This is a genomic window from Mesorhizobium sp. M0244, from assembly GCF_040321795.1.
GTDB lineage: Bacteria > Pseudomonadota > Alphaproteobacteria > Rhizobiales > Rhizobiaceae > Mesorhizobium.
The window spans coordinates 1-20853 of the sequence record NZ_JAMYSE010000023.1; the positions used below are offsets into that span (position 1 = coordinate 1).

General features: G+C 62.8%; 19 protein-coding genes and 1 pseudogene. 9 read left to right on the forward strand and 11 right to left on the reverse strand.

What is annotated here, in order from left to right:
- A partial coding sequence (locus NKJ08_RS16195) for a LysR family transcriptional regulator (protein ID WP_352782316.1) occupies nt 1-341 on the reverse strand: 341 nt, incomplete at its 3' end.
- Nucleotides 342-447: 106 nt separating this feature from the next.
- Between NKJ08_RS16195 and NKJ08_RS16200 the strand changes: the two genes are divergently transcribed.
- A complete protein-coding gene (locus NKJ08_RS16200; RefSeq protein ID WP_352523980.1) occupies nt 448-1458 on the forward strand; it encodes a zinc-dependent alcohol dehydrogenase family protein in 1011 nt (336 codons plus the stop codon).
- A gap of 244 nt (nt 1459-1702) precedes the next feature.
- On the opposite strand, the gene NKJ08_RS16205 is transcribed toward NKJ08_RS16200, so the two are convergent.
- Genes NKJ08_RS16205 through NKJ08_RS16215 form a run of 3 tightly spaced genes read right to left on the reverse strand, consistent with a single transcriptional unit; the run spans nt 1703 to nt 5486 of the window.
- Nucleotides 1703-4024, reverse strand: a complete 2322-nt coding sequence (locus NKJ08_RS16205; RefSeq protein ID WP_352523978.1) for a xanthine dehydrogenase family protein molybdopterin-binding subunit — start codon at nt 4022-4024, stop codon at nt 1703-1705.
- Nucleotides 4021-5004, reverse strand: a complete 984-nt coding sequence (locus NKJ08_RS16210; RefSeq protein WP_352523976.1) for an FAD binding domain-containing protein — start codon at nt 5002-5004, stop codon at nt 4021-4023. The genes NKJ08_RS16205 and NKJ08_RS16210 overlap by 4 nt, the downstream gene beginning before the upstream one ends.
- Nucleotides 5001-5486, reverse strand: a complete 486-nt coding sequence (locus NKJ08_RS16215) for a (2Fe-2S)-binding protein (protein ID WP_352777493.1) — start codon at nt 5484-5486, stop codon at nt 5001-5003. The genes NKJ08_RS16210 and NKJ08_RS16215 overlap by 4 nt, the downstream gene beginning before the upstream one ends.
- 815 nt (nt 5487-6301) lie before the next feature.
- Between NKJ08_RS16215 and NKJ08_RS16220 the strand changes: the two genes are divergently transcribed.
- On the forward strand, nt 6302-6925 hold the full coding sequence (locus tag NKJ08_RS16220; protein ID WP_352523972.1) for a TetR/AcrR family transcriptional regulator: 624 nt from the start codon (nt 6302-6304) through the stop codon (nt 6923-6925).
- A gap of 221 nt (nt 6926-7146) precedes the next feature.
- Here the strand turns inward: NKJ08_RS16220 and NKJ08_RS16225 are convergent, their stop codons facing one another.
- Nucleotides 7147-7587 carry a lipid-binding SYLF domain-containing protein gene (locus NKJ08_RS16225; protein ID WP_352523970.1) on the reverse strand — a complete coding sequence of 147 codons (441 nt, stop codon included), beginning with the start codon at nt 7585-7587 and terminating at the stop codon, nt 7147-7149.
- A 287-nt stretch (nt 7588-7874) separates the two neighbouring features.
- Between NKJ08_RS16225 and NKJ08_RS16230 the strand changes: the two genes are divergently transcribed.
- A complete protein-coding gene (locus NKJ08_RS16230; protein WP_352777495.1) occupies nt 7875-8810 on the forward strand; it encodes a hypothetical protein in 936 nt (311 codons plus the stop codon).
- A gap of 27 nt (nt 8811-8837) precedes the next feature.
- Here NKJ08_RS16230 and NKJ08_RS16235 read toward each other — a convergent pair whose 3' ends face one another.
- Both NKJ08_RS16235 and NKJ08_RS16240 read right to left on the reverse strand, forming a co-directional pair.
- Nucleotides 8838-10412 (reverse strand): serine hydrolase, encoded by a 1575-nt coding sequence (locus NKJ08_RS16235; RefSeq protein ID WP_352777498.1) that lies wholly within the window; start codon nt 10410-10412, stop codon nt 8838-8840.
- A gap of 134 nt (nt 10413-10546) precedes the next feature.
- Complete coding sequence (locus NKJ08_RS16240) at nt 10547-11965, reverse strand: coiled-coil domain-containing protein (RefSeq protein WP_352523966.1); 1419 nt, start codon at nt 11963-11965, stop codon at nt 10547-10549.
- Nucleotides 11966-12506: 541 nt separating this feature from the next.
- On the opposite strand from NKJ08_RS16240, the gene NKJ08_RS16245 reads away from it, so the two are divergent.
- The 6 genes and pseudogenes from NKJ08_RS16245 (at nt 12507) to NKJ08_RS16270 (ending at nt 18319) form a co-directional block, all read left to right on the forward strand.
- Nucleotides 12507-13247 carry an ATP-binding cassette domain-containing protein gene (locus NKJ08_RS16245; RefSeq protein ID WP_352782320.1) on the forward strand — a complete coding sequence of 247 codons (741 nt, stop codon included), beginning with the start codon at nt 12507-12509 and terminating at the stop codon, nt 13245-13247.
- 55 nt (nt 13248-13302) lie between these two features.
- Nucleotides 13303-14364 carry an ABC transporter permease gene (locus NKJ08_RS16250; protein ID WP_352523964.1) on the forward strand — a complete coding sequence of 354 codons (1062 nt, stop codon included), beginning with the start codon at nt 13303-13305 and terminating at the stop codon, nt 14362-14364.
- A 51-nt stretch (nt 14365-14415) separates the two neighbouring features.
- The gene (locus NKJ08_RS16255; protein ID WP_352523962.1) at nt 14416-15420 is read left to right on the forward strand and encodes a sugar-binding protein; all 1005 of its coding nucleotides are present in this window, start codon (nt 14416-14418) and stop codon (nt 15418-15420) included.
- Nucleotides 15421-15468: 48 nt separating this feature from the next.
- A complete protein-coding gene (locus NKJ08_RS16260; RefSeq protein WP_352523960.1) occupies nt 15469-16218 on the forward strand; it encodes a glucose 1-dehydrogenase in 750 nt (249 codons plus the stop codon).
- 141 nt (nt 16219-16359) lie between these two features.
- A complete protein-coding gene (locus tag NKJ08_RS16265; protein WP_352782323.1) occupies nt 16360-17358 on the forward strand; it encodes a DUF930 domain-containing protein in 999 nt (332 codons plus the stop codon).
- Between the two features lie 161 nt (nt 17359-17519).
- Nucleotides 17520-18319, forward strand: a pseudogene (locus tag NKJ08_RS16270) (class I SAM-dependent methyltransferase).
- An 8-nt stretch (nt 18320-18327) separates the two neighbouring features.
- Here the strand turns inward: NKJ08_RS16270 and NKJ08_RS16275 are convergent.
- From NKJ08_RS16275 to NKJ08_RS16290, 4 genes are all read right to left on the reverse strand, one after another.
- Nucleotides 18328-18903 carry a dihydrofolate reductase family protein gene (locus NKJ08_RS16275; RefSeq protein WP_352523957.1) on the reverse strand — a complete coding sequence of 192 codons (576 nt, stop codon included), beginning with the start codon at nt 18901-18903 and terminating at the stop codon, nt 18328-18330.
- Between the two features lie 99 nt (nt 18904-19002).
- Nucleotides 19003-19536, reverse strand: a complete 534-nt coding sequence (locus tag NKJ08_RS16280; RefSeq protein WP_352780412.1) for an SRPBCC family protein — start codon at nt 19534-19536, stop codon at nt 19003-19005.
- Nucleotides 19533-19922 (reverse strand): ArsR/SmtB family transcription factor, encoded by a 390-nt coding sequence (locus NKJ08_RS16285; RefSeq protein WP_352524205.1) that lies wholly within the window; start codon nt 19920-19922, stop codon nt 19533-19535. The genes NKJ08_RS16280 and NKJ08_RS16285 overlap by 4 nt, the downstream gene beginning before the upstream one ends.
- Before the next feature lie 144 nt (nt 19923-20066).
- On the reverse strand, nt 20067-20702 hold the full coding sequence (locus tag NKJ08_RS16290) for an ankyrin repeat domain-containing protein (RefSeq protein WP_352523954.1): 636 nt from the start codon (nt 20700-20702) through the stop codon (nt 20067-20069).
- Nucleotides 20703-20853: the final 151 nt, after the last annotated feature.

Below are 20853 nucleotides of genomic sequence, written 5' to 3' on the forward strand. Positions count from 1 at the left end.
ATCCACATGCGCCCGAACGAGCCGTGCAGCGCCAGTCGCAGCACGCCGCTCGGCCCGCCGCCGGCATGCGCCGACGCTGCAGCCTCGGCCTCGTCGACCGCGGCCAGGATGGCGCGGACGCGGACGAGAAATTCCGAACCCGCCTCGGTCAGCGACACGCTGCGCGTCGTCCGGTGCAGCAGGCGCACGTCCAGCCGCTCCTCCAGCGAGGCAAGGCGCCGCGACAGGATGGTCGCGTCGCGGCCGATGCGTGCCGCCGCCCTGGTGAAGGAGCGTGCTTCGGCGATTGCCGCGAAGGCGGCCATTTCGGCCAATGCTGCCGGTTCGTGCGATTGCTGCATCAGGCGCAGAACTCAAATGTGAAAAGCAAGGATTATATACCAATAGCGCAGCAGCTAGCTTCACTCAATCCCGGCCCGTCAATCGGCCCATCAACCGGAGTGAGACATGAAAGCGATCGAACTGACTGCCCCGAGACTGGACGCGTTTCGCGCGGCCACCGTTCCCACGCCTGAACCGCAGCGCGGCGAAGTGCTGATCCGCCTGCGCGCCGCAAGCCTGAATTTCGTCGACATCGCGGTGGCGAGCGGCAACTACCCAGGTCCGAGCTTTCCGCTCATTCCCGTCGTCGACGGCGCCGGCGAGATCGTCGGCATTGGCGAGGGCGTGTCGAGGCTCGCCGTCAACGATCGCGTCATCGCCCATGCAAAACCGCGTTGGATCGGCGGCCGCCCGCGGCCCTATGAGACCACCGAGATGCGTGGCCTGACGCTGCCCGGCTCGCTCGCCGAATATGTGGCGCTGCCGGCCAATGCCGTCGTGCCGATGCCGGCGCATTTGTCCTTCGAAGCGGCGGCGACGCTGCCGATCGCCGGAACCACCGCATGGAATGCGATCCGCGTCGCCGATGCCGGGCCGGGATCGGTCGTCGTCCTGCTCGGCACCGGCGGTGTCTCGATACTGACCCTGCAGCTGGCCAAGGCAGCCGGTGCCACGGTCATCATCACCTCGTCGTCGGACGAAAAGCTGGCGCGCGCCAAGGCGCTCGGCGCCGATCACCTGATCAACTACCGCATGACACCGGACTGGGACGCCAAGGTGCTCGAGTTGACCAACGGCCTCGGCGCCGACCTGATCGTCGAAACCGGCGGCTCCGCCACTTTCGCCCGCTCCATCAATGCCGCGGCGCCGGGCGGCACGGTGTTCGTCATCGGCTTCGTCACCGGCACGGAGGCCACCGCAAACCTGCTGCCGATTATCATCAAGGCGCTCAAGGTGGTGGGCAACAACACCGGATCGGTATCCGACCTGCGCAATGCCGCGCGCGCTATCGGCGCCGCCCGTATCGATCCGGTCATCGACACGGTCTACAGCCAAGACCAGGCAACCGAGGCCTACGCGCATATGGCAGCCGGCGGCCGGCATTTCGGCAAGCTTGCATTTGCGCTGTCGTGGTGAGCCTGGAAAGGCAGAGCGCTGTCCGCAAAGCTGCCAATCTCCCCCCTCGTGGGGGAGTTGTCCGGCAGGACAGAGGAGGGGCGCTGTCCCGCCGACCTATCAACCGATCGTAGTTCGCATACCCGCGCAAAGCTCTCGGCTGACCACAAGTTGAACTGAACGCTGGCGATCCTTCACGCCCCCCCTCTGCCCTGCCGGGCATCTCCCCCACGAGGGGGGAGATTGGCAGCCTCACGGTCTGCCCCTAAATCAGCTTCTCCAGCGTGATCGGCAAATCTCGCACCCTTTTCCCAGTAGCGTGGAACACTGCGTTGGCGATCGCCGGCGCAACGCCGACGATGCCCAGTTCGCCGACCCCCTTGCCGCCAAGAACGGAGGAATGCGGGTCGGGAATACCGACCGAGATCACCTCGATGTCTGGAATGTCGGCATTGGTGGCGATGAGATAGTCGGCGAGGTTGTTGTTGACGATGCGGCCATGCCGGCGGTCGACCATGCCTTCCTCGAGCAGCGCCTGGCCGATGCCCATGATGATGCCGCCCTTCCACTGGCTTTCGGCGAGCTTGGGATTGTAGAGCCGGCCCGAATCCAGCGCCGACACCACGCGCGATACCCGAACCGTGCCGAAATCTTCGTCGACGCGCACCTCGATGAAATGCGCGCACCAGCTGTGGCGCGAATAGTCGCCTTCGGTATGCGGCAGCGCCATGGCAATGGTGGTGTAGTTCTTGTAGCGGTCCTCGACCGTCGAATTGGCCGGCATGGTGTCGCCCTTCGCCTCGATATGCTCGCGTCCGATGCTCCTGAGCAGTTCCGCGATGGAAACTTCAGGGCCGTCGCCGCGCGGTGAGGAAATGCGGCCGCCGGCGACGACAAGCGTGTTGGCCTGCAGCGCCTGGAACGGCGAATTTGGATCGCTGATGGCGAGCCCAACAAGCTGGTCGAGCGCGGCAGTCGCCGCCTTGTGCACGGCGCCGGTCATCACCCCGGCCAGCCGCGAACCGCCGGTGACGCCGGCGCGGGCATAGCGGGAGTCACCCAGCTTGACGACGACATTGTCCGCCGGCACGCCCAGCACTTCGGCGGCGGTCTGCGCCAGGATCGTATAGGTGCCCTGCCCCATGTCGATCGACGAGCTTTCGACCTCGACCGAGCCGTCGGCCAGGATGCGCACGACCGCTTCGCCATAGGCGCGCCGCACCGGATAGGTGCCAGCGGCAACGCCCCAGCCGATCAGCTGGTTGCCGTCGCGCATCGAGCGCGGCTCAGGGGTGCGCTTCGACCAACCGAAGGCTTCCGCACCGGCCGCGAAGGCCTCGCGCAGCTGCCGTGTCGACCACGGCTTCTTCGCCTCCGGATCCTGCTCGGCATAGTTCCTGAGCCGGATTTCCAGTGGATCGATGCCGACCTCGTAGGCGAGCTCGTCGATCGCGCTTTCGATGCCGAAGGCGCTCGGGTTCTCGCCCGGCGCGCGCAACGCCCCCGGCACCACCGTGTTGACCCGCACGACGTTCTGCCGCGACGAGAAATTCGGCGTCGCGTACATGACCGAGGTGACCGAGCCGAGCGGCTCGACCCACATGCCGTCGACCGAGGTCTCGTTGACACCGCGATGCACGATCGACTGGATCTGACCGTCTGCGTTGGCGCCGAGCGCCACCGTCTGGCGCGTCGCCGCCCGTCCGCCATAGGCGGTGAAGGTCTGCGGTCTGCTGACCGCCAGCTTCACCGGCTGTCCCAGCATTTTCGCGGCCACCGCCGCTACCGCGCCGTAGCCGTAGGCGAACGCCTTGGAGCCGAAGCCGCCGCCAATATAGGGCGAGACCAGGCGCACATTCTCGAACGGCACGCCAAACCATTCGGCATACGTCCGCGCCATGCCGTCGAGCCATTGGCTCGGCTCCCAGACCGTGAGTTGGTCGCCCTGCCACTTTGCGATCAGGCCATGCGGCTCCATCGGCGCCTGGTATTCGCGCGGCGTGTTGTAGGCATTGCAGATCCTGACCGGAGCCGCGGCGAACGCTGTCTCCGCCTCGCCCCATTCCTTGGTCATCGCATCGACCGGGATGCCGTCGCCGGCTTTCGGATCGCTGAGGTCGACGATCGCCGGCGCCTCGTCATAGGCGATCTTGACCAGCGCCGCGGCGGCGACCGCCTGCTCAAAACTCTCGGCGATGACCGCCGCGACATGCTGGCCGCTGAAGGTGACGTCGCGCGCCAGCGGGCAGTAGGTAACGTCCGGCGGCGGCGTGCCCAACCAGTCCGTTGCGGTTTTCAGCGGCAGGAAATTGTCGGGCGTCAGCACCAGAAGCACGCCGGGCGCCGCCTCGGCCGCTGCCGTGTCGATCGACCGCACCCGGCCGGCGGCAATCGTGCTCTGGACCAGCACCGCGTGGGTCAGCCCCTCGAGCTGCTGCTCGACGGCGTATTTGGCGGCACCGGTGATCTTGGCCGGTCCGTCGATGCGCGACAGCCGGCCGCCGACCTGATCCGCGAGGACGGCGCCGTCCGAAGCGTCGCCGCGTTTGGACTCACCGGGCCTTGTTCTCAACTCGTGAACGGTCATGCCGTTTCTCCCATTTTGAGGATGGCGCGTGCGACGACGCGCGGCGCCAGTTCGATCTTGTAGTGGTTGGCGCCATGGTCGACGGCGCCCTCGACGGCGAGCAGGCTGGCTTGCCTGACGACCTCCGGCTCGAGCACCTTGCCTTTCAGCGCCTCTTCGACGGCGCGGGCGCGCCATGGCTTGGTGGCGACGCCGCCGAGTGCGACGCGCAGACCACGGATCGTCCTTCCGTCGGCCTCGAATTCGATACCAACGGCAGCACTTGCCGCGGCGAATTCATAGGACTGGCGGTCGCGGACCTTGAGATAGGTCGAACGGCGGGCGGCGGCCGAAGCGGGAATGCTGATCGCGGTGATCATCTCGCCGGGCTCGATCGCATGTTCCCTTTCGGGCGTGCTGCCCGGCAGGAGGAAAAAATCATCGACGGCGACCTGGCGGTCGCCGAGATGGACGATTGCGTCGAAGGCGACGAGTGCAACGGCCAGGTCGCCGGGATAGGTGGCGATGCAGGCCTCGCTGGTGCCGAGCACGGCATGGCTGCGGGTGACGCCGCCGATCGCCGAGCAGCCGCTGCCGGGCGAGCGCTTGTTGCAGGCCGGGAAATTCGAGGGATCGCGGAAATAGGGGCAGCGTGTACGCTGCATCAAATTGCCGCCGATCGTCGCCATGTTGCGCAGCTGCGCTGATGCGGCCTGCCACAAAGCTTCCGAGACTGCGGGGAACCGGCTCTTGATATCGGCATGGTCGGCGACGCGGCTCATCCTGGCCAGCGCGCCGATCGTGGCGCCCCGGTCATCGACGGCAATCGTATCCAGTCCCTTGAGATGGGTGATGTCGACCACAGTGTCGGGTTCGATGACGCCGCATTTGGCGAGATCGATCAGCGTGGTGCCGCCGGCCAGGAGCATGGCGCCCGGAAGTGCTGCTGCCTGACGGGCCGCGTCGACGGATCCGGCCCGGAGATACGAAAAGTCCCTCATGATGCGGCCTCCACGGCCGCCTGGCGCACGGCGGCGACGATGTGCGGATAGGCGCCGCAGCGGCAGAGATTGCCGGCCATGTATTCGCGGATCTCCTCGTCGGAGCCGGCATGGCCTTCGCGGATGCAGGCGACCGCCGACATGATCTGGCCCGGCGTGCAATAGCCGCACTGGAATGCATCCTGTTCGAGGAAGGCGGCCTGCACCGCATTCAGCATGCCATCCTCCCCGGCAAGCCCTTCGATTGTGGTCACCGCCCTGCCTTCGACCTGCGCGGCAAGCGTCAGGCAGGCGAGCACCCGCTGGCCGTCGACATGCAGGGTGCAGGCGCCGCATTGGCCCTGGTCGCAGCCCTTCTTGGTGCCGGTCAGGCCGAGATGATCGCGCAAGGCGTCGAGCAGCGTCACGCGTGGCTCGACCTCCAGTTCATGTCGATGTCCGTTGATTTGAAGTTGGATTGGAGTTCGGGTTTTGCTTGTCATGGGGCGTCTGGCTCCAGTTGCTTGACGCGGGAGGGGATGATCCGGTGCCCGGCCGGCGAGCGGCAAGGTCAGCTTATGGCTAAGTGTGAACGGGCGAAGGCGGGGGTGACGGCCAATCTCCCTCCCTTGCGGGCCTCGCTAATCTCGGGATGCGGCTTGCGGAGTCGAAAGACGTGACATACCGGTTCCCCCGATTATATGATGAAGGCGCTCCACAAATCGGAGGCACCTCCGTTTGTTAGCTAGGAGCCTGCCCTGCCCTGTTCAAGCCCCGGATCGAAATTGATCGATGTTGGAGAAAAAGTGGCAGGGCAGCCAGCCGCGATGCTTGGAGACAAGGCGGAAGCCGCCGCGGCAACCGCTTGCGCGCCGACAGCGACTTCGAATTCAGCCGCGCCATTCAAACCAGAACGTCGGCGGTGCCGAGCAGAGCAACGAGCGGACCATTGGGGCGCCGAAGGGGCTGGCAAAGCACCACCGGCCGAAGCCGGTGGTGCTCCTGGACTGTCTGTAGGGGCAGGACAGTCCAATGATCCTGAGGGGATCGTGCTCAATGTCGGCTCATTTTTGCTTGGAGGCATCGGCCGAACAGATGAGGAGTGCCGGCCGCGAGGACATATTCTCCGTCGTCCTCCACCGGTCGTCCACCGGAGACGGGCAAGATACCTCGCTTGCCGGAACGCCGGCCCAGACTCGATTCTGTGACTATATTTACTTGTGATTATATTTGTCGGAGACGTAACGAAGGTGGAGGCGTCTCCGTTGTTGAAACGGGGCCTGCCCTGTTTCGCCTCGGATCAACACTGGAGAAAAAATTGGCCGCAGAGCCGCCCGTCGCACCTGGAGACAAGGCCGAAGCCGCCGCTGCAAAACCGCTGCGCGCCGACGCGCAGCGCAACCGCGACGCGCTGGTCGAGGTCGCCGCGAAGGCCTTTGCCGCACATGGCGTTGACGCCTCGCTGGAGGAGATTGCGCGTCAGGCCGGCGTCGGCATCGGCACGCTCTACCGGCATTTCCCAACCCGCGAGCATCTGGTCGAGGTGGTTTATCGGCGCGAAGTGGAAGGGCTGTGCCAGGCGGCCGACGAGTTCGCCCTCGATCATCCGCCCGACGTGGCGCTCGAACAATGGATGCAGCGCTTCGTCGACTACATCGCCACCAAGCGCGGGCTGTCGACAAGCCTGCGCATCCTGCTCACGACCAACTCCACCCTGTTCTCCGACGTTTCGGGCAGGGTGACGCTCGCCTTGCGGCGGCTGATCGATGCCGCGGTCGCCCACGGCTCGATCCGCAGCGACGTCGATGCCTCCGACGTGCTGCATGCGCTGGGCGGCATCTATTCGGCCCCCGACACCAAGGACTGGCGCGACCGCTCGCGTCGGCTGGTATCGCTGCTGATGGATGGGCTGCGGTTTGGGGCGGCGAAGGGTGATGGGTGAAGGCGATCAGCTTTGCCGCCTCCTGAAAGCGGACATTGTATGCGCGCCACAAACTGGATGGGACCGTGGATGCTGCGAGCGTTGCTCGGATACGCCAGGGTCAAAATGTCCGAGAAAAGCTTCCATGAGGCCGGCATAACGAAAGCCGGTGACAGGGTCGCGCCTGTATCCCTGGCCCCGGTAAAGCAGGGCGCTCGACTCTGCGGTCGAACGGCACTCCCTTACTTCACCGTGATGCTCATACCACTGAGATCGGCGTTGATTTGCAGGCCTACCTGCCTGCCTGTGAGTTCAAGCTGGGCACCCTTGTCATTGGTCATGACGATCACCTGAGCCCCTTTGCCGAGCGCGCCGCCACCGCCCGCTGCACCGTACACCCCCGTCACATCCCGGGCGCGGCGTATGTGGCGCACCGTACCTTTGAAATAGGTCTTGGAGGCACCGAAGGCGAGGCCGCCCGAGATGCCACCGACCGAGATGGGATATCGGTGACCATGGAAGGTCAGCGTGCCCTCGCCTCCGGCGCCACCGATGAAGAAGGCCGCCTTGTAGATGGCGAAGCGGATCGTACCGCTGTCAGCATGTGCGACGCTGGCAAAGCTAACTCCCGCGGCGGCGATGACGGCAACCGCGACTGAACGAAATCTGGACGAAATCTTCATGGTGAGAGACTCCTTAAGATCGCCGCATGCCCAGCTGGCCGGGCACGTCAGCGTCGTATCAAAGTCATAGCTGAACAGTCTCGCCCGTCATTGGTTCCAAACACGCGGCCTGAATCCGGCTGCGAGAAGACCGCCACGCAACGAGGCGGATGGCGAGCATAGTCTTGGCTGTGAGAACAGTGGCCGAATAGTGGGGACCTGTCGCCGCCGTTCCTACGAAAACGTAGGTGTTGAAGAGGAATGGTATTAGTCTGCGCTGTCTGGGGTTTTGGGAGCGCGGCAAAAGAATGGATTTGAGCTCGGGCCATGGCTACCTCCTCATCGGCGGCCTGATCCTGGTCGGTGCGGGGCTCCTGGTCCTTTCGCTGATCGTCAATCTTCGCGTGGCGCACAGTGTGCGCGACGACGTGCGCCATCGTGAAAAGCTGCTGGAATATTATCGCAACATCTTTTCGCAGCTTGGCGTGATCATGATCGGGATTGGCGTGTCCCTGTTCATCTTCTTTTTCCAGCAGAATTATCAGGACCAGCGCAAACGCGAAACGGAACTCCAGCAGGTTCTCGCCAAACTGGCGGCGCGTATTGCCCGCGGCAGCGCCGTCGTGGAGGCCCTCGGCGAATTCGATGCGCTGCTGGATGATGGCGGCGCCTATGTCAGTCCGGAACTCGGCGGCAACAATGCCGCCGTCAGCGCCCACGGTACAGAGGTCGCCAAGCAGGTCGCCCAGATCCTTCTGGTCGAGCGCGACGTCGATGTTCAGGGGTTCGATATCCTGAATTTGTCACGCGATTTCGAAGCATCGTTCGTCGTCAACGAGATCAACACCACGCTATGGTTCAACATCGTCCGGGACGAGAGCGACATCAAATATGCCACCACTCAGATCGCTCTGGACTACAAGGACCTGCAGGATGCGATCGGCGGCGAGCCGATCGAGGTTGCGATCGCCAATCCCGAAAAGGAGCGGAAGATCAAGCAGGAGGTGCTCGACATCTTTTATGATGCCGACCTCCTGCGCCAGCGCAGCAGGCGGTTTCTCGGCCGCGCGTGCTGGCTTTTCAGCAAGGGGCGCGGCTTCGTCAAGCTTGCACCGGCCAATGAGATCGAAGCCGACGCCAGGTCGCACCAGGAGTGGATCGATCGGTCAAAACCCCTGCTGACGCAGGCGACCTCGGGCAGCGGCGATTGCTTCAAATTGGTCCAGTTCGGCCCGGCGTCCTGAACAGGCAAAGGCCCCGCCCGCCGGTGGCTAGTCTCCCACGCGCTGCAGCGTGCCGAGATGATTGTCGTCGAGAAAGTCGATGGTCATGGTTGACGCCTCGCCGTCTGGGCCGACTGCAAAGCTTACGGCCGAGGGCCTGTCCGGCGTCTCGGCATCAGGGAAAGTCACGAAGAGGTCGCGGTCGAAATGCTTCAATGAATAGGACCGCGCACCGGCGGGCCCGACCTTAAGGACAAGAGCGTCTCCTTCGCCCGACACAACCGCATCGCCGATGAAGTCGTTGAAGTAACGGCCTGCATAGGCACTGGCCGGCCCGGCCGGACTTGCCGGAGAGGGCGGACTTGCCGGAGAGGGCGGCGCGGCATAGGTGGCCTTGGCCGCCGCAACCACCGGGCCGAACATGCCTGCATAGATATCATTCCATGCCTTTACCTTATCCTTGCCCAGCGTTCCGTCGAAGACGAGATCGGCGAAGCTGTCGGACAGCCCCTCCGGCACGCCTGTCGGAAAGGCGTTGGCGATGACGACGATGCCAAGCTTCTCCTCGGGGAAGAGCATCACCAGGCTGCGTGCGCCGGCGCTGAAGGCGCCCGCATGACCCCAGATCAGCCCGTGCCGGCCGAATTCGACATTCCAGCCGAGGCCGTAGAAGGCCTCGCCTCGGGAGACGGGGTTCTTGCCGCGAGCCGTCAGAGGAACATGCATCTGGTCCAGCGCATCGGCCTTAATGAGCGTCTGGCCGGCGTAGATGCCGTTGCCGAGCACAAGGCGCATCCATTGCGAGAGATCGCGTGCGGTGGAGCTGACGCCGCCTGCTGGCGCCTGCGCATCCGGATAGCGCTGGACCTTCGCTGCCCAGGCGCCATCGATTTTGGCGTGGAGCTCGGCGCGATTCGCGTGCTTGATGAAGTCCGAATGACGCGAGCTGGTCGAGGCCATTCCAAGCGGACGGTAGAGCTTCTCTTCGGCGACCTCTTCCCACGGCTTGCCCGTCGGCTTCGCGGCAGCGACTGCACCCTCGGTCAGTCCGAAATTACTGTAGGAATAGCCGGCACGAAAGCTCGATGACGGCGGCACGAACCGCAGGCGACGCAGGATCTCCGCACGATCATAGCCAATGTCCTCGAGGTCGTCGCCCGCGGTGCCGGGAAGTCCGCTGCGGTGCGCGAACAGATCGCGGACGGTGAGTTCGCTGGTCGGATAGGGCGCGGCGAGCCTGAAGGCCGGATCGAGGTCGGCGATCTTCGAATCCCACGAAGCAATTCCCTCGCTGACCAGCGCCGCCACGACGGTGGCGGAGACCGGTTTGGAGAGGGAGGCGATCTGGAACACCGTGTCGGCATCGACGGCCCCCGGCTTGCCGGCCTCGCGATGCCCGAACCCCTTGAGGAAGATCACCTCATCGCCATGCACGACCCCGATGGCGAGACCGGGTACGGCACCATCCGCGACGGCGCCTTCGGCGAGTAATTCGAGCTTCGCAAGGGCCGCGGCGATCCTGTCGGGTGGGATGGTATCGGCCGACGCCGCTTTCGGCGAAAGCACCATGACGATGATGAAGGCCAACATCCTCCAACGATGCAGATTCCGATCCAGCCGCATGCTCCAGCCTCCTCCATGTCGCCCGCATACACTATTGCAGCCTGACGCAGGGGAGGCCAGCCCTCACGAACGATCCGCCTCCATCAATGAATGTCCGATTCACACCAGTCGAAATTTAAACGGCCGCGCCTGAGCTACGATGCAGCGCGCAGGCGAAGGCGCCGCCTGCTGGCGCGGGCCTTCTCCGCCACCGTAGCGGTGATCTCGACCACGCCGTCTTCACGCGGTCTGGCGTTGGTGACCTTGTGGAGCCGCTCATAGGGCAACAGTTCCTTGACCCGGGCTTGAAGGGACGCGACTTCGGCTCGCAGATCCTCGCATTCCTGCCGCTGGACGTCGAACTGTATCTGTTCGGATGCCTGCTGCAGGGAAAGCTGCGAAAAATTCGCGCTGACCGCGGAAAGGTTCATCTTGTCGTGTTCGCTCTCCTTCATGAGAGCAGACAATTTTTCCTCGGCAATTTGCTTTTCGGCTACCGCGTCGCTCGCTTGAGCCTTGAGCCTGGCGATCTCGGTGACGGCTTCGCTGTTGTGGTTCGAGGCAAGCTCCAGTCGCGATCGAAGATCCTCGATTTCAGAACGCAAGCCGGTCATCTCCGCGACACCGCGTGCAAGCTCGGCTTCCCTGTCACCGTCCCTGATGCGGGCCGCTTCCGTCATTTCCGACAGCTTCGTCTGCGCCATATCGAGCGATTTCTGCAGCCGCATTTCCTCTTTCTCGCTCTTGCCAAGCGCGGCCAGCAGTTCCGAGACTTGCGCGGCGTCATTGGCATGGACAGTCGAGAGTTCGTCCAGCCTGTGCCGCGCCTCAGCCTCCCGTTTTTGCGCCTTGTCGAGGTCGATCGACAGGCTGACATGTTTCTCCCGCAGCGTCTCGTTCTCGCGCGAGCGTCTGTTGGCCTCGACCGCTCTGGCCGAGAGCGTTTTGACAAGCTCGCCGAACTCGGCTTCGCGTTTTGCGCTCGCATTGCCTGCCACGACGAGTTCCAGCCTGGCTGCAGCCAGCGCACCGCGAAGTGCTTCCTTGTCCTCGACCAGGCTCGCCTCGTGCTGCTGCAGGGCCTCGATAGCGCTGTCGCGCTCGCGTTGCTTTCTGGTTGCGTCGTGGAGCTGTTCGGACAGCACTCTTTGTTGCGCGGTCAGGCTGGTATTTGCCAGCTCCATTTCGTTGGCGCGAAGAATGTCGCCGTGGAGGAGCTTCAGGAATTCGCCTGTCAGATGATGCGAGGTCGCGATCTCCGACAGTTTCGCATTGATTTCCCCCAGATATTCCTGCGCGTCGTGAAAGAGCCCATCGACCGCACTTAGTGCAGCCAGCCGGGTTTGCGTATGGGGAGTCAACCGTCGCGCGGTCTCGAAAGCGTCCGCATTGTCCTCGAGTTGCGAGCTGTCATCCATTGCCGCGAGATTCTCATCCGACACAGTGAGGTTGTTCAACGGCGACTGATCGTCCACGTTGAGACATTCGCTAAACGCATCCGCCAAATCGGTTTCGAGCTCCTTGAACGCTCTCTCCACAGTCTCGGCACGCTTGATCAAACCTTTGAAATTCATGACCGAATATCCCTCTCGTGCAGCGCCGTTAGTGAGCGAACTTTCAACACTTGATCCTCGCCTCCCCCGAATACGGGTTTATCCCCCTGCCCGTGCGCGCTGGCCGCGTGAAATGACGGACTGTTGGCCCCGCTGCCGTGGTCCGGTCTCCTGCGCGCAGGAGGCCGACGCCACGCTAGGGAGAGGCTTGGCTACTGTCCTCGTGTGTTTGAATGACGCAAGGCCGTGTTCTGCCGCGCTCCGCACCTGAACCGTTGGCACCGCTGGCAAAATGCTAACCTCCGTTTCACCCGAAACGGCGCGAAACGGATATGAAGCAGCGCAAGCCTGACGACTGCCTGGCGATTGCCTGGCGATGGTTGTAACGACGCACCGGCAGCCTCGGTCGTCCGCGGCAGCTACCAAGTCACGGCCTCATACGACGCGTGTCACTGCCGGAAAGCCTGATCCAATAAATGATTGTGTTGAATACGTTTCACTGATTAGCTGCTCTGCATAAACCAGGGACAAAATCGACAAATGTTGTCCCGGGAGGACCGCGATGCCGGTGCTTGAGGTTCGCAACGTTTCCAAGAATTTCGGAGCTATCCAGGCCCTGACCGACGTCAGCTTCCAGGTGGAGCGAGGCGAAGTCGTGGGTCTGATGGGGGATAACGGCGCCGGCAAGTCGACGATAGTCAAGACCGTGGCCGGGAATTTTCCGCCGAGCGACGGCGAAATTGTCGTGGACGGCGAGGTTTGCCACTTCCACCAACCCGTCCAGGCCCGCGCCAAGGGGATCGAAGTCGTTTATCAGGACCTGGCGCTCGCCGATAATTTGACGGCCGCGCAGAACGTCTTTCTGGGCCGCGAGATCAAGAAAGGCGTCTGGCCGATCAGGATTCTTGACAAGCAGGCAATGATCGACCGCTCGGCAGCGCTGTTCAAGGAACTCAAGTCAGAAACCCGGCCGCGCGACCTTGTCAGGAAGATGTCGGGTGGGCAGCGCCAAGCGGTCGCCATCGCGCGGACCCGGCTTTCGAACGCCAAGCTGGTGTTGATGGATGAACCGACGGCTGCCATTTCCGTACGCCAGGTGGCGGAAGTACTCGAATTGATCCGACGCCTCAAGGCGCAAGGAGTTGGCGTCATGTTGATCAGCCACCGAATGCCTGACGTTTTCGCCGTCGCAGATCGTATCATCGTGCTCAGGCGAGGCTCGAAGGTGGCTGACAAGGACGCCGGCAACACCTCGCCCGAGGAAATCACCGGACTGATAACGGGGGCTATCCGTGGCGAATAGTGCTCGGGAGTCAGTTAGTGTTAGGGAGTCAGTCGGGGAAACCGGCCGGCCGGCCATGTCGGACTTCGTCTCGACCAAGGAACAGACGGCTCTCCAACGTGTGTTTTCGAGTCAGCCCTTCTGGGTGACGATCGCGCTCATCGCTCTCGTCATTTTGATGACAGCCATGGAACCGAGCTTCGGCACCTCCGAAAACGTCGCCAATGTGACGCGCAACTTCGCACCTTTCGGCATCATGGCCCTCGGCATGACGATCGTGATCATCACCGGTGGCATCGATCTGTCGGTCGGCTCGATCATGGGCCTGGTGGTCATCGTCGCCGGTCTGTTCCTCACTTGGCATTATCCCTGGTACGTCGCCTTCGCCATGGGCCTTTTCTCCGGTCTGGCCTGCGGCGCGGTCAACGGATTCTTTGTCGCCTATGTCGGAATGCCGTCCTTTGTGGTCACCCTCGGAATGCTGTCCGTCGCGCGCTCGCTGGCGGTGGTATTCTCGGCCAACCAGATGCTCTACCAGTTCGGGCCCGATGCTCCAATCGTGAAGGCGATCGGTCAGGCGAAATGGCCGCGGCATGGACCCGAGGATTGGGCACCGCACTGGATACCAGAACTGTCATCGCAGTTCTGGACCATGGTGATCCTGGCCCTGATTGTCGGCTTCGTGTTCAATTTTACTGCCTGGGCTCGGCATCTCTTCGCCATCGGCGGAAATGAGGAGGCGGCACGGCTCACCGGCGTTCCGGTCAATTGGATTAAATTCCAGGCCTATCTCTTCTCGGCTTTCACTGCCTCGCTCGCCTCGCTCCTGCTCCTCGGCTACAACGGCTCGGCCATCAATGCCATGGGCCAAGGCTATGAGCTGCGCGTGATCGCCGCGACAGTCATTGGCGGCGCCAGCCTCATGGGCGGCGCCGGCACGGCCTTCGGTGCGATCATCGGTTCGGCGTTCCTCGAGGTGATCAGGAATGCGCTGCTGATGGCCGGCATCGATTCAAATTGGCAGGGTGCCTTTGTCGGCGCCTTCATCGTTCTTGCGGTTCTTTTGGGCATGCAAACCGGCGGCAAATCGATTCTCGCCGCGTCGCTGGCAGTCTTGATGCCCAAAAAACGCCGCTAGAAACCCGCCGGCGGGAGGCCGGCGGGATCACACTCAGGAGGAGAACGTCACATGAAAAAACATCTGCTGACGGCCGCCGTGGCGCTTGGCGCAATGGTGCTCGCCGTTTCCGGCGCCCAGGCGAAATACACCTTCGCCCTGGTGCCGAAGAACATGAACAATCCTTTCTTCGACCAGGCACGCGATGGCTGCAAGAAGGCCGAAGCCGAATCCAATGGCGCCGTGGAGTGCATGTATATTGGCCCCGGCGAGCATGGCGGCGGCGACGAGCAGGTACAGATCGTGCAGGATCTCGTGGCCAAGAAGGTGGACGGCATCGCCGTATCGCCATCGAACGCCGCGGCGATGGCGGTTGCGCTGCAGGCCGCCAAGGAAGCCGGCATCCCGGTCCTCACCTGGGATTCCGATCTCCTTCCCGAGAACAAAGATCTTCGCGTCGCCTATATCGGCACGCACAATTATGAGATCGGCGTGAACCTTGCCAAGCTTGCCATGCAGATCAAGCCCAAAGGCGGCACGATCTGCATCCAGTCGGGCGGCGCGGCGGCGGCCAACCACAATGAACGCATGCAGGGCATTCGCGATACGCTTTCGGGCACCAAATCGGCAGCCTCGCCCGGGGACCGACTGACGGGCCAGAACGGTTGGACTGAAATCGAAGGCTGTCCGCTCTACACCAACGATGATTTTCCGCTTTCGGTGCAGCAGTTCGAGGACATCATGGCGAAAAACCCGAACCTCGACGCGTTCATCCCGACCGGCGGCTTCCCGCAATTCATCCCCGATGCCAACCGCGCCGCGGTCGGACCGTACAAGGACAAGATCGCCTCGAAAGCCCTCGCCCTCGTCGTCGCCGACACGCTTCCCGTTCAGATCGACCAGATGAAGGAAGGTTTCTCCCTTGGCCAGGTCGGCCAGCGGCCGTTCGAGATGGGCTATAAGACGATGATGGCGCTAAAGGACATGAAGGACGGCAAGGCTCCACCGGCCGACCCGACCTACACGGGCCTCGACGTTTGCACTCCGGAGACAGCGGATACCTGCGTCGCCAAATAGTGCTTTCGGGCGGGAGGAAACTCCCGCCCTTTTCACAAGAGTATCTCAATGTCGGAATTGTTCTCGCTCAAGGGCCGTGTCGCATTGGTCACGGGTGCTTCGCGTGGTCTCGGCTTCGCCATGGCCAAGGCACTTGCGGAAAACGGCGCGACGGTGATCGTCAATGCCCGCGACATGGGCGCCCTCTCCGCAGCGGCCGAAAGCATAGGTGCCGAAGCGCTGCCGTTCGATGTCACAGACGCTGCGATCTCAAGAGCGTCGCTCGAAGGAATCGTCGAACGCCACGGCCGCCTCGATATTCTGGTCAACAACGCTGGCATCCAGCATCGGAGACAGTTGACCGAATGGGAGGACGAGGATTTCGACCGTGTGATTGCCGTCAATCTTTCGGCATGCTTCCGCATGATGCGCGACGCGGTGCGGCTAATGCTGCCAAACAAATTCGGGCGTATAATAAACACCGGATCGGTTGCAGCGATCCTTGGCCGTCCCACCATTCACGCCTATGTGGCGGCAAAGGCGGGCCTGCATGGACTGACACGCTCCACTGCCGCTGAGATGGGCCGTCACGGCATCACCATCAACGCGATCGCCCCCGGCTATTTCGCTACCGAGCTCAATACCGCACTTACAAACGACGAGGCCTTTACCAAATGGGTAGAGGCACGAACCCCCGCAGGCCGCTGGGCCCAGCCTGAGGAACTCGGCGGGGCCGTGGTGTTTCTCGCCTCCGACGCTGCCGCCTACGTCAACGGACATGTGCTGGCCGTTGACGGTGGGCTATCGGTTTCCTTGTGACCGGCGAACCGCCTTTCAGGAAATTTCAACCGGGCGACAACTGTGCAGGCAGGGCGTGCCTGCTGGCCGCGTGAAACGACGAGCTGCTGAATCTGCTGCCGTGGCCCAGTCCCCTGCGTGCATGAGGCCGGCGCCACGCGTTTGAACGAGCGCCGTTCGACAGCCACCGACGGTTCGATTCGCAGCGCGCTATTTCGAAGTTTGACCGCATGGATGCTTGATGCCGCCAATATTTCATTCCACACACCGGTTACGATGAAGGACGACATATGGGATCAGCGCCGGGTATTCAGGTGGGCCTTGCCTGCCTCCCTTGTCCTGCATTTGCTCGCCGCCGCGCTTCTTTTATCCGCACTGCCGGTATCGCCCTCGCAGCCGCAGAAGGAGCAGGCCATCGGGGTGGATCTGGTGCCGCCACCCAAACCATCGGAGAAGGCCAAGGTCGAACCTCCGCCCCTCGCGGAACCGCCCAAGCCCGAAAAGCCGCGGGAAGCAAAGACGCCGGCGCCGACGAGCAAAGATGCTGCCCGGAATGCACCTCAGAGGCCTGTCTTCCAATTCGGCGAGAAGGACGCCGGTCCTCGCAAGTCTCTGGACGGCAACAGTGCGGAGGATGGTTCGCAACAACCGACGGCGCCGCAAGATCCCAATAAACAGGACCTTGCACAGGCGCCGGACGTGACCGCGGTCGACGGTAAAGACCCGGCTCCGTCGCCTGGCGCATCCGCGCCGCCTAAGCCGAAGCCAGCGGACGTCACCAAAGGGCAAAAGCTCTTGAAGCTTCAGCAAGCCAAGACGTTGTTCTCGGAAGCAGCAACCGGTGATCCGATAGCGACAATCGCAATGGCTGCTTTGCCGCGCGGCGAACGGGTCGGGCAGCTCTGCGCCACGGAACTCGGCGGGCAGTTGCTCCACGCCTCGCCCCCCTATTTTTTTGACAGCATTCCCAAGTATCGGTTGAAGGAGGGCACGGTCCTTAACGTCGCCAGTGCACCCTTTCCCGTCAACGGGCAGTGGTACGACCTGAGCTTTCGTTGCGAGGTCGATCCGGACGCGACGAAAGTCATTTCCTTCGGCTTCCGTGTCGGAGATCCGGTGCCGCGCAGCGAATTGAAACGTCGCGGGCTGCCGGCCGAATAACTAGCTGAGGCTAATCGAGGCCGACGCGGGGACATCAATCCGCGAAGCAACCCGGCATCCGTAAGTTAGCTTTCGCCAACGGCCGCCCCAAGGTGGGACGAATGCTCGCCCGCCTTGGCAATCGCTGTGTCGAGGTTTAGCTTATGCTAAGGGAGGGTTCGATGACTTCAAGTTTCAATGTTCACCATGCTGCCGGCTATGAGCAGCTCATGGGCCGCTGGAGCCAAAGACTCGCGCCGCTGTTCATCGACTTCGTGGGGCTTGCCGACGGCGAAAGATCCTCGACGTCGGATGCGGCACCGGCAGTCTGACCTTCGCGCTCGTCAAGGCCGCTGACCTCGGTGAGGTCGCGGCGATCGACTTTTCGGCCGTTTTCGTCGAGGAGGCAATCCGGCGCAACACCGATCCGCGGATAAAAATCCGTCAGGCGGATGCCTGCGCCCTGCACTTTGAGGATGGCGCGTTCGACCGTGCCCTAGCCCTGCTCGTGCTCCATTTCGTGCCCGAAGCCGGCAAGGCAGTCGCCGAGATGCGCCGCGTCGTGCGGCCGGGCGGCGTCGTCGCGGCGACGGTATGGGACCATCTCGGCGGCATGCCGGGGATGCGCATGATGATCGATACGGTGGCCGTGCTCAGTGAAGGCGGACGCCAGCTGCGTGCCCGCTATTGCACGCAGCCGATGATGCAGCCGGGCGAAATGAAACGGACCTTTGTCGACCAGGGTCTCCGCGACGTTACGGAGACTGAGCTGATGATCCGCATGGACTATCAAAACTTCGACGATTACTGGGCGCCGATTGCCGCCGGCGAAGGGCCGCTCGGCAAGTATGTGGCCACGCTCGACCCGGCAGAGCGGGCGCGCACCGACGCCGCCATGCGCGACGCCTATGAGGCCGGCCGGCCCGACGGCCCGAGGTCCTTTGCCAATGTCGCCTGGGCCTGCCGCGGTGTCGTTGCCTGACGTTGGCGCTAGCCGATCCCGTAGACCAGCCCGACGCGGTCGTCCGACAGCTGCTCGACCTTGCGCAGGTCGAGCCCATGACGACTTTTCGCGGTCCCAAACAGGGCCTTTCCTTCACCGGCGAGCAGCGGATAGACGATCAGCCTGAGTTCATCCACCAGCCCGGCATCGATAAGGCTTGCGGTAATTCGGGCGCCGCCCATAAGGTAGATGTCCTTGCCGGGCTGCTGTTTCAGTGCAGTGATATCCTCGAAATTCCGCACGAAGCGCGTCTTTGGCCAGGCCGCCGAAGTCATTGTGTTCGACAGCACATAATGCGGCGTCTGCGCGGCAAAGCGGGCCCATTCGAGCTCGGCCGGCTTCGGTAATTTGCCGGTCATCGGCAGCGGCTTGTCGGGCTCGTTCTGGATGGCGCTCCAGTAGCGCTCGTAGCCGGCATACATGACGCTGCCAAGCAGGCAGGCGTCGATTTGCGGCGTCAGGCCGTATTCCTCGGACCACGCCTCGACCCAATCGGCGTAACCCTCGGGTCCCTCCATCTTGCCGTCGACGGAAATTTTCATTCCAGTGATTAATTTACGCATGACTTCCTCCATCAGGCTTGCGGGATGCAAGCACGTTTCATCGGTTCATCGTTGCTTCGTGTGGCTGACGGCCCTCAGGGATGGCCGCCGCGAGTTACATCAGGCCGGCAGGCGGCGGTCGTATTCTTCCCGCAGGCGGTTCCAGCCGTCCCAGAACGAGGTCGGTGTCTTGCCCGCCAGGCGGGCGGCCAGCAGGTCGAGGTGCATGTGCCAGCCGGCGGTGATGTTGAGCTGGATTGCACGTTCCGGCAGCCGGCGATGGACAACGGTGAGCAGCACATCGTCATCCTTCGCCTCCAGCAAGAAGGAGACGCCGCCGGTGTTTCCCCAGGTGATGGAAAGCTTGCGTGGCGGATCGAGTTCGGTAATCCGGCTCTCCATCCGATGCTCCTCGGGGAAGCCCGCAGGGCGCTGGCCAGGCGGGTCGGTCAGCTCATCGTTACGCCAGACGAACTCGAACGAGCTGCCGGCCTTCATTTCCATCTGGCCCGCGGCCATCCATTGCCGGCGCAGGTCACTCTCGGTGAGATAGGCCCAGATGCGCTCGATTGGGCCGGGCAACAGGCGCTGGATGGTGAACGTGGCGGGCTCGCTCAGCTCGCCATAGGCGCCGATGGTTCTCATCTGGTTCATTGCTCGTCTCCTTCTTTCGGGTTGGGCGATTTCCTGGGCTCATCCTGGGCTTTGCGTGCGTCCTCTTCGCGAAGAAGGCGTTCGAGAACATCGAGACGGCCGGTCCAGAAGCGCTCGTAGAAGCTGAGCCACTGATGGGCGCTGGCCAGCGGTCCGGGGTCGAGACGGCACAGATGTGTGCGGCCCCGCACCTCTCGACGAATAAGCCCTGCATTCTCCAGCGCCTTGATGTGCTTGGAGGCAGCCGCGAGCGACATCGCGAAGGGTTCCGCTAGCTGGCTTACCGTTTTCTCGCCATCGGCGAGATCGCGAAGCATGTGCCGGCGGGTGGCATCGCCAAGGGCGTGAAAAACCGCGTCCATCTGAGGTGTCTCTAATTCAACCATATGGTTGAATATAGATGCGTGCTTTCCGATAGTCAACCGTTTGGTTGAATAATTTATGTGGAGTGCTGCGGGGCCGTTTGCGCGATCGAGGACGTCGACGTGACAGGAGATACGGACGCGCCCAGTACAGTGGAGGCGAGGCTCTTACTTGCCCTGGAAGAAAGTGTGGATCGCGGCTTCCAGCTTTTCGATAAGCTGAGGGTTGTGGCAGCCGGCAGCCCAGATCAGGGCGTTTAGCCTCATCTCCTTGTTGAGAAAACTCACTTTCCCAGAATCCAGCAGGTATTCCGCGATCGCGTAGTGCCGCCCCTTGATAGCCTCAATGAGCGCGTTGTTTCTTCCTGTCTTGTCGGTCAGATTTGCGTCCGCACCATTCTCCACGAGCAACTTGACGACTTCCAGATGCCCGTTCTTCGCAGCCTCGATAAGAGCCGTTCTGCCATAGTAGTCGGCTCGCGCGTTGATCTCTATTTGGGGATGTCTCACGAGGGCTAAGATACACGCGTAATGGCCCTTGGCCGAAGCAAGGCTCAAGGGCGTGCTCTTCCATTTATTTCTGGAATTCACATCGATTTCCGGGTGTTCGATCAACGCCTCGACTGCCGCTGTGCGGGCATTGAGGGCTGAAAGGTGAAGTGCAGACCAGCCGCCGTCGTCCGACTGATTGATATCGGCGCCAGCCGCCAGTTCTGATCGAACGGCCTCCGCATCGCCTTTTTCTGCCGCGACCAGCAGAGGCGACCAGTCTCTTGCCCCTTCGGCTTCCAAGCTTTTGGTCAACGCGGTCGCCTCCCCGGATAGTCGACAGAATACCACACAATCCGCGACAATGGGGGCTCCTGTGAACCCCTAGGGGTTCCGTGGGTCGAAAGTCGGAGCGCGGTCGGCTCCTGCGGAGATCGAGATCAGCGCTTCACGTGCGTCTCCTCAC